At 71.5% G+C, this 6,542-nt stretch carries 5 protein-coding genes and 1 pseudogene; all 6 read right to left on the bottom strand.

Annotated features, from left to right (window positions below; translation table 11 throughout):
• The coding region (locus tag ABS52_19545) for a hypothetical protein (GenBank protein ID ODS99847.1) at positions 1 to 933 on the bottom strand (933 nt) is incomplete at its 3' end.
• Positions 882 to 2,420: a hypothetical protein gene (locus ABS52_19540; GenBank protein ID ODS99846.1), complete on the bottom strand. Its 1,539-nt coding sequence runs from the start codon at positions 2,418 to 2,420 to the stop codon at positions 882 to 884. The genes ABS52_19540 and ABS52_19545, both read right to left, overlap by 52 nt.
• Before the next feature lie 48 nt (positions 2,421 to 2,468).
• Positions 2,469 to 3,305, bottom strand: coding sequence for a hypothetical protein (locus tag ABS52_19535; protein ID ODS99848.1), 837 nt, complete (start codon positions 3,303 to 3,305; stop codon positions 2,469 to 2,471).
• A gap of 23 nt (positions 3,306 to 3,328) precedes the next feature.
• Positions 3,329 to 4,273 (bottom strand): hypothetical protein, encoded by a 945-nt coding sequence (locus ABS52_19530; GenBank protein ID ODS99845.1) that lies wholly within the window; start codon positions 4,271 to 4,273, stop codon positions 3,329 to 3,331.
• Positions 4,270 to 5,955, bottom strand: coding sequence for a hypothetical protein (locus ABS52_19525; GenBank protein ODS99844.1), 1,686 nt, complete (start codon positions 5,953 to 5,955; stop codon positions 4,270 to 4,272). The genes ABS52_19530 and ABS52_19525 overlap by 4 nt, the downstream gene beginning before the upstream one ends.
• 32 nt (positions 5,956 to 5,987) lie before the next feature.
• Positions 5,988 to 6,542: pseudogene (locus ABS52_19520) on the bottom strand (hypothetical protein).

Raw genomic sequence — 6,542 nt, 5'->3', positions numbered from 1 at the left:
GGTCCGTTCCAGGAGGGCGATCAGGAGCGACACCCCGCACACCATGACGATCACCCCCCAGGGCACCTTGCGGATCGCCTCGCCCTCATCGGCGGCGCGCGCGAGGAGGAGGAGGGCGGTGGCGCCGAACGCGGAGAGGCCGACGTTGAGCTTGAACCCCACCACGCCGACGATCCACGCCAGGATGACGAGCGCCGTCGTCCCCTGTCGCCGGTCGAGGGCCTCGTTGGGGGGATCGGCCATGATGGCCGCGATCGCCGCGCCGCCCGCGGTGGCCGGGGCGACGCCCGCTCGGCGGTTCACCAGCACGAGGTAGGCGGCGAGGGCCACGAGGGCGTGCGCGACGAGGTTCGTCATCCAGACACGCCACTCGTGCCCCACGAGCCCCGCCTTGGCCATCGCCGAGTTCGCGATCACGCCGACCGAGGAGATCGGTGAGAGGTTCCCCGCATTCGCGCCGTTGGCCACCATCAGCGCGGTGAGGAAGGGGGGGACGCCGGTACGCTGGCCGATGGCCATGGCCAGCGGGATCACGAGGGCAACGCTGGAGATGGCGCCCGGTCCCACGGTGGAGATCGCGAACGCGATGACGAAGAAGAGGATCGGGAGGAGGCGCGCGTTCCCCCTCGCCAGGCGCACCGCACGGTGCGCGAGTCGCGCGAGCGTCCCGTTCGTGTCGGCGATGGCGAACAGGAGTGTCACCCCGGTCAGGGTGAGGAAGAGCGACACCGGGAAGCCGCCGAGGACGGCGTCGGCCTTCAGCCCGGCCTGCACGCCGATGAGCCAGGTGAAGGCGATCGCGAGCAGCCCGACATTGATGCGCGACGTCATGGAGAGCGCCAGCGCCACCACGAGCGCGCCGAGCGACAGCAGGGCGGTGCTCATGGCGCGGGCAACGATGGGGGCGCCGGCGGCTCCCCCGGCGCCTGCCACGGCGGAAGGAGGTGCTTCTGCACCTTGCCTAACGCCGTCCGGGGGAGCGCCTCCACCCGCACGAAGGCGCGGGGCCGCTTGAAGCTGGCCAGCTGCGCGCGGCAGGCCCCGTCGAGAGCGGCGACCGTCTCGTCGTCGTCGGCCACCACGTACGCCACGGGGAGCTCGCCCCGCCGCGCGTCCGCCACGCCGACGACGACGGCTTCGCGCACCCCCGGCTGCTCGAGGAGGAGTTCCTCGATCTCCCGCGGGTAGATGTTGAAGCCGCCGGAGATGATGAGGTCGGTGCGCCGCCCGCGCAGCGTGACATAGCCGTCGGCCGCACGCTCGGCCAGGTCGCCGGTGCGGAACCACGCCGCCCGGCCCGGGCCATCGGTCGCGGGGACGAAGGCCTCGGCGTCGGCGTCGGGGCGTCGCCAGTAGCCGCCGAAGACGTTGGGCCCCCGCACCCACAGCTCACCGACCGACCCGTCGGCGACGTCGCTCCCGTCCGGGGCGACGATGCGCATCGCCACCCCGGGGAACGGGATGCCGATCGACCCCGCCCGGCGCTCCCCTACATACGGATTGCCGAGATTCATCAGCGTCTCGCTCATCCCGTAGCGCTCGAGGATCACGTGGCCGAAGCGCTGGCGAAACGCCTCGAGCACGTGGGCCGGGAGCGCCGCCGAGCCGCAGACGAAGAGGCGCATGCGCTGCCCGATCGCGTGCGCCTGCTCGCCGGGGAGCTCGAGCAGCCGCACGTACATCGTCGGGACGCCGAAGAAGAGCGTCGGCGCGAAGTCCGCGAACTCCCCGGCGATGCGCGCCGCGTCGAAGCGCTCGAGGAGGCGCATGCGGCACCCGCTGGTGAGCCACGACAGGACCCCGTTGCCCAGCCCGTGCACATGGAAGAGCGGGAGGGCCGCCAGGTACCGGTCGTCGCTCGTTATGCGCCAGCAGGTCACGAGCGAGAGGGCGTTGGCCATGCAGTTGTTGTGGGTGAGCACCGCCCCCTTGGCGCGCCCCGTCGTCCCCGAGGTGTACACGATGAGCGCGGGCGCCTCGCCGTCGACAGGGCGCCGCTCCCGCCGGTCGTCGAGTTCGCGGGCCTCGCGCGCCAGGTCGCCCGCATCCCAGGCGACGCTCTCCGCGGGGAGTGAGGCGCGGAGCGCCGGCGTGGTGACCACCGCCACGGGCTCGGCATCCTGCAGGATGTGCCCGATCTCGCGCTCCCGATACAGGACGTTCACCGGGACGACGATCACCCCGAGCTTGATGCAGGCCAGGAAGAGGTCGATGAAGGCGACGCCGTTGGGGAGGAGGAAGGCGAGGCGGTCGCCCGGCGCGACGCCGCGCGCCGTGAGGGCGCGCGCGAGTCGATTGCTGCGCGCGTCGAGCGCCCCGAAGGTCAGCGTGACGAGCGCTCCCGCGTCGTCGCGGTACTCCAGCGCCACCTCGTGGCGCCGCGCGACGAGGGAGTGCTCGAACAGGTCGAGGAGTTGCATGGCGGGGCTAACCTACAGGGCGTCCCGGCAATAGTCGACGGCGCCCGACTATTGGCCCCCTCCAATGCCGCCGGCGTCCGCGCCGCTCACCTGCTCCCCCAGCACGTTCACGCAGAGGACCGTCACGAAGATCGCCATGCCCGGGAAGATGGCGAGCCATGGCTCGGAGCTGAGCGTGGTTTGCGCCTGGTACAGCATCGTCCCCCAGCTCGCGGCCGGCGGCTGCACGCCCACTCCAAAGAAGGAGAGCGCCGACTCCATGAGGATCCCGCGGCCCACGGCCAGTGTCGCCGAGACGGCGACGGTCCCCGTGACGTTGGGAAGGACGTGCCGCGCCAGGACACGCGGCGCCGGGACGCCGGTGGCGCGCGCCGCCTCCACGAAGCCGCGGGTGGCGAGCGACAGCACCTCGGCGCGCACGACGCGCGCCGTCTCCATCCACCCCACCCCTCCCACCAGGACGATCAGCAGGGGGATCGAGGGCTGGAGGATCGCGGCGACGATCATCAGGAAGGGAAGTCGGGGAATGGCGAGCATCGCGTCGGTCACCCGCATGAGGGTGGCGTCGACCCATCCCCCCACGAAGCCGGCCGCAGCGCCGATCGCCGAGCCTAACGAGACCGTCAGCCCCGCCGAGAGGAGGGCGATGGCGAGCGAGATCCGCGCGCCCACGAGCACGCGTGCCATGACGTCGCGTCCGAGTTCGTCGGTCCCGAACCAGTGCGCGAGCGACGGGGGCGCGCGTCGCGCCGCGAGGTCCAGGGCCTCGCCTGCCCCCGGGGCCAGGAACGGCGCGGCGAGGGCGGCGACCGCGATGGCCACGAGCGTGGCAAGCGCCAGCCGTGCGACCGGCGGCGTCCGGCCGGCCGTCGTGGCGCGCGGCATCCCGACGGTCGCCGCGGCCGCCGTCATTCGCGCACCCGGGGGTCCAGGAGGCGGTAGCTCAGGTCGGCCGCCAGGTTCAGGAGGATGACGGCGGTCGAGGAGAGCATGAGGAAGGCCATGAGCACCGAGTAGTCTCGCCTGGCGAGCGCCTCGGTGAAGAGCCCGCCGAGTCCCGGCCAGGCGAAGACGCTCTCCGTCACCACGGCCCCCGAGACCATGATGGCGGCGTCGAGGAAGACGATCGTCGCGAGCGGGAGGAGGGCGTTGCGCAGCGCATGACGGAAGGTGACCCGTCGTGGCGGAATCCCCCGCCCGTGCGCGGCAAGGACGTAGCGCTGCGCCAGCTGGGTGAGCATCGAGCTGCGCATGTAGCGCGTCCAGACCGCCGCGTGCACGGTGGCGAGCACCGTGGCCGGAAGGACGAGGTGGCGCAGCCGATCGAGGGTGTCGCCCCCCAGGACCGAGGTGCGCCCGGAGGACGGGAGCCACCCTAACGAGATGGCCAGCAGGAGCTGCAGGAGGAGCCCGAACCAGAAGGCCGGGAGCGAGATGCCGGCCAGGGACACGAGCGTGACGCCGCGGTCGAACCACCCGCGCCGCCGCGCGGCGGCCAGCACGCCGGCGGGGATGGCGGCCGTGAGGGCGAGCACGAGCGAGGCGAGGATCAGTTCGAGGGTGGCCGGGAGGCGCTCGCCCATGCGCACCGTGACGGGGCGCCCGTCGGCGAAGGAATAGCCCCAGTCGCCCGTCACGAAGCCCTTGAGCCAGGCGGCATACTGGACGGGGAGGGGGCGGTCGAGTCCTAACGAGCGCCGCAGCCGCTCGATGTCTTCCGGCCGGACGTTGGGGTTCTCGAGGAAGATGGCGAGCGGCCCCCCGGGCGCCGCGTGCAGGAGCGCGAAGACGACGACGGAGATGAGGAGGAGGAGCGGGAGCGCCTGCGCCAGGCGCCGGGCGACGAGCGTCACTGTGGCGCAACCTCCCACTCCCACACGTTCCAGAAGATCCCCGTGTTGGTGGGATTCCCCTTGAAGTTCCGCAGCGTCGCCGGGACGGCGTCGAGGCGCGTGACGTTGTAGAGCGGGATCTCGGGAACCAGCTCCGCCAGGCGCTGCTGTGCCGCGACCAGGAGCGCGCGCCGGGGTCCTTGCGCCACGGTGCGGTCGGACGCGTACAGCAGCGTGTCCAGCGAGTCGTCGGCGACGTAGTTGATGTTACGCCCGGCGGGAGGCGTGCGGTCGGAGGCGAAGAACAGCGTGATCTCCGGGTCACTGGGCATGTGCCACCAATGGAGCATCGCGTCGAACTTCCCCTCGAACCAGAGGGAGGAGATCGCCGTGCCGTCGACCAGCTGGATCTTCATGTCCACCCCGATGTCACGCAGTTGCCGCTGGACGGCCTGCGCGATGTTCTCCCGTATGGCGAAGCCGGCCTGCGTCAGGAGGGTGAAGGCGAGCGGGACGCCCTCCTTCTCGCGAAGGCCATCGCCGTTGGCATCCCGCCACCCGGCCTCGTCCAGGAGCGCCTTCGCCCGCGCCGGGTCGTACGGGTACCTCCGGACGCTGTCGGTGTACGCCCAGGAGAGCGGCTGGATCGCCCCGTCGATCACCGGCGCCAGCCCGTCGAGCACCGTCTTCGCCAGCAGTTCGCGGTCGATCGCGTGCACCAGGGCCCGGCGCACGCGCACGTCGCGGAAGGCCGGGACCTGCCGCTGGTTGAGGGTGATGTGCTCGTAGGAGTTCCCCATCAGGCGGTGGATCGTGAGGCCCGGGACGCCTTGCAGCTCGCGGTACTTGTCCCATGGAACCAGGGCGGCCACGTGCGCCTCGCCGCTCTTGAGCTGGTTGATGCGGGTGGTGGTGTTGGGGATGAACTTGAAGAGGATGCGCGCGATCCTCGGGTAGGTCGCGCCGCGCCAGTAGCCCGGCACCCGCTCCAGCAGGATGTATTCGCCCGTCTTCCACTCCGCCACCTTGTACGGCCCGGTGCCCAGCGGGTTGCGGTTGTACTCCGAGGCGTTGTCGATGTCCTTCCCCTCCAGGACGTGCCGTGGGAGCGCTCCCCGGATGAATTGCAGCTCGTACGGCGCATAGGGCTCCCGGTAATGCACCACCGCCGTCAGCGAGTCGGGGGTGTCGACCGCGGTGATGCGGTCGAAGCCATCGGTGCTCTCGGGATTGTAGTCCGGCGAGTTGATCGCCTCGACGGTGAACTTGATGTCGGCCGAGGTGAACGGAACGCCGTCGTGCCAACGGACCCCCGGGCGCAGCTTCCAGGTGACGTCCATCCCGCCGTCGCTGCGCATCCTCACCCCCCCGTTCTCCATCGTGGGAATCTCGCGCGCCAGCAGCGGGACGACCTGCATCTTCTCATCCGTCGTCACCAGCCCCTCGACGATGCACGTCTGCACGTCCTCGAGGATGTGGGTGCTGAAGCGGTTGAGCGTGTCGGGCTCCCGGTCGTAGGCGACGACCAGGAGATCGTTGGAGGGGGCGCGGACGTTGCCGCCTTCCCGAGCGCACGCCGCGAGGGCGAGCGCAATGAGCGCGCTGCGCCGCACGACGGCCGACGCGTGGGCCAGGAGCGCGGCACGCGCGCGGGCCGGCGTGCGGAAGGCGGTGAAGCGGCGCGTACGGGGCGACAGCGGCATGGGGAGGCGGCGGGCGATGCGGTAGCGGATAGTCATGCCCCGCGCGCGGGGGCGTCGTGGGGCACGGTGGCCTCGGGTGCCTCGACCAGGCGCGCCGCCAGCGCAACGGGGATGGAACCGAAGGAGAGCAACACGTCGTGGAACCCCTGCAGCGTGAAGCGCGCGCCACGCCTTGCGGATTCACGCGCGCGCAGGGCGTGGAGCTGGGAGGTCCCCAGCCAGTACATACACGCGGTCCCGGGAAACATCGAGTTCTTCACCACCTCGGCGTGCGCGGCGGCGGGCGACATCCCGACCTCCTGCACGTACAGCGCGACCGACTCGTCGAAGCCGCGCCGCCCGGTGTGGAACTCCAGGTCGACCACGGCGCGCGCCAGCATCCGTACGCGGGCCTGCTGCTCGGCAACCTGCTCCTCGCGCGTCAGGAACCCGCTCTCGTCCATCAGGTCGGTGGCGTAGCATGCCCACCCCTCGGCCATCGTCCCGCCGAGGAACATGCCGATGCGCGAGGCGCAGTCGACCGCCGCGATGCGCCCGAGCTGAAGCGGCGCGCGGGCGGCGTACCAGTTCTGGACGTGATGCCCCAG

The sequence above is a fragment of the Gemmatimonadetes bacterium SCN 70-22 genome, assembly GCA_001724275.1.
Lineage (GTDB): Bacteria > Gemmatimonadota > Gemmatimonadetes > Gemmatimonadales > Gemmatimonadaceae > SCN-70-22.
The sequence above is the reverse complement of the archived record's forward strand: the minus strand, read 5'-3'. Positions and strand labels throughout refer to the sequence as shown.

Excerpts from the sequence above, each read along its gene's own strand:
- ABS52_19540 (ODS99846.1), bottom strand. The coding sequence starts at position 2,420 with ATGCAACTCCTCGACCTGTTCGAGCACTCCCTCGTCGCGCGGCGCCAC.
- ABS52_19535 (ODS99848.1), bottom strand. The coding sequence starts at position 3,305 with ATGCCGCGCGCCACGACGGCCGGCCGGACGCCGCCGGTCGCACGGCTG.
- ABS52_19525 (ODS99844.1), bottom strand. The coding sequence starts at position 5,955 with ATGCCGCTGTCGCCCCGTACGCGCCGCTTCACCGCCTTCCGCACGCCG.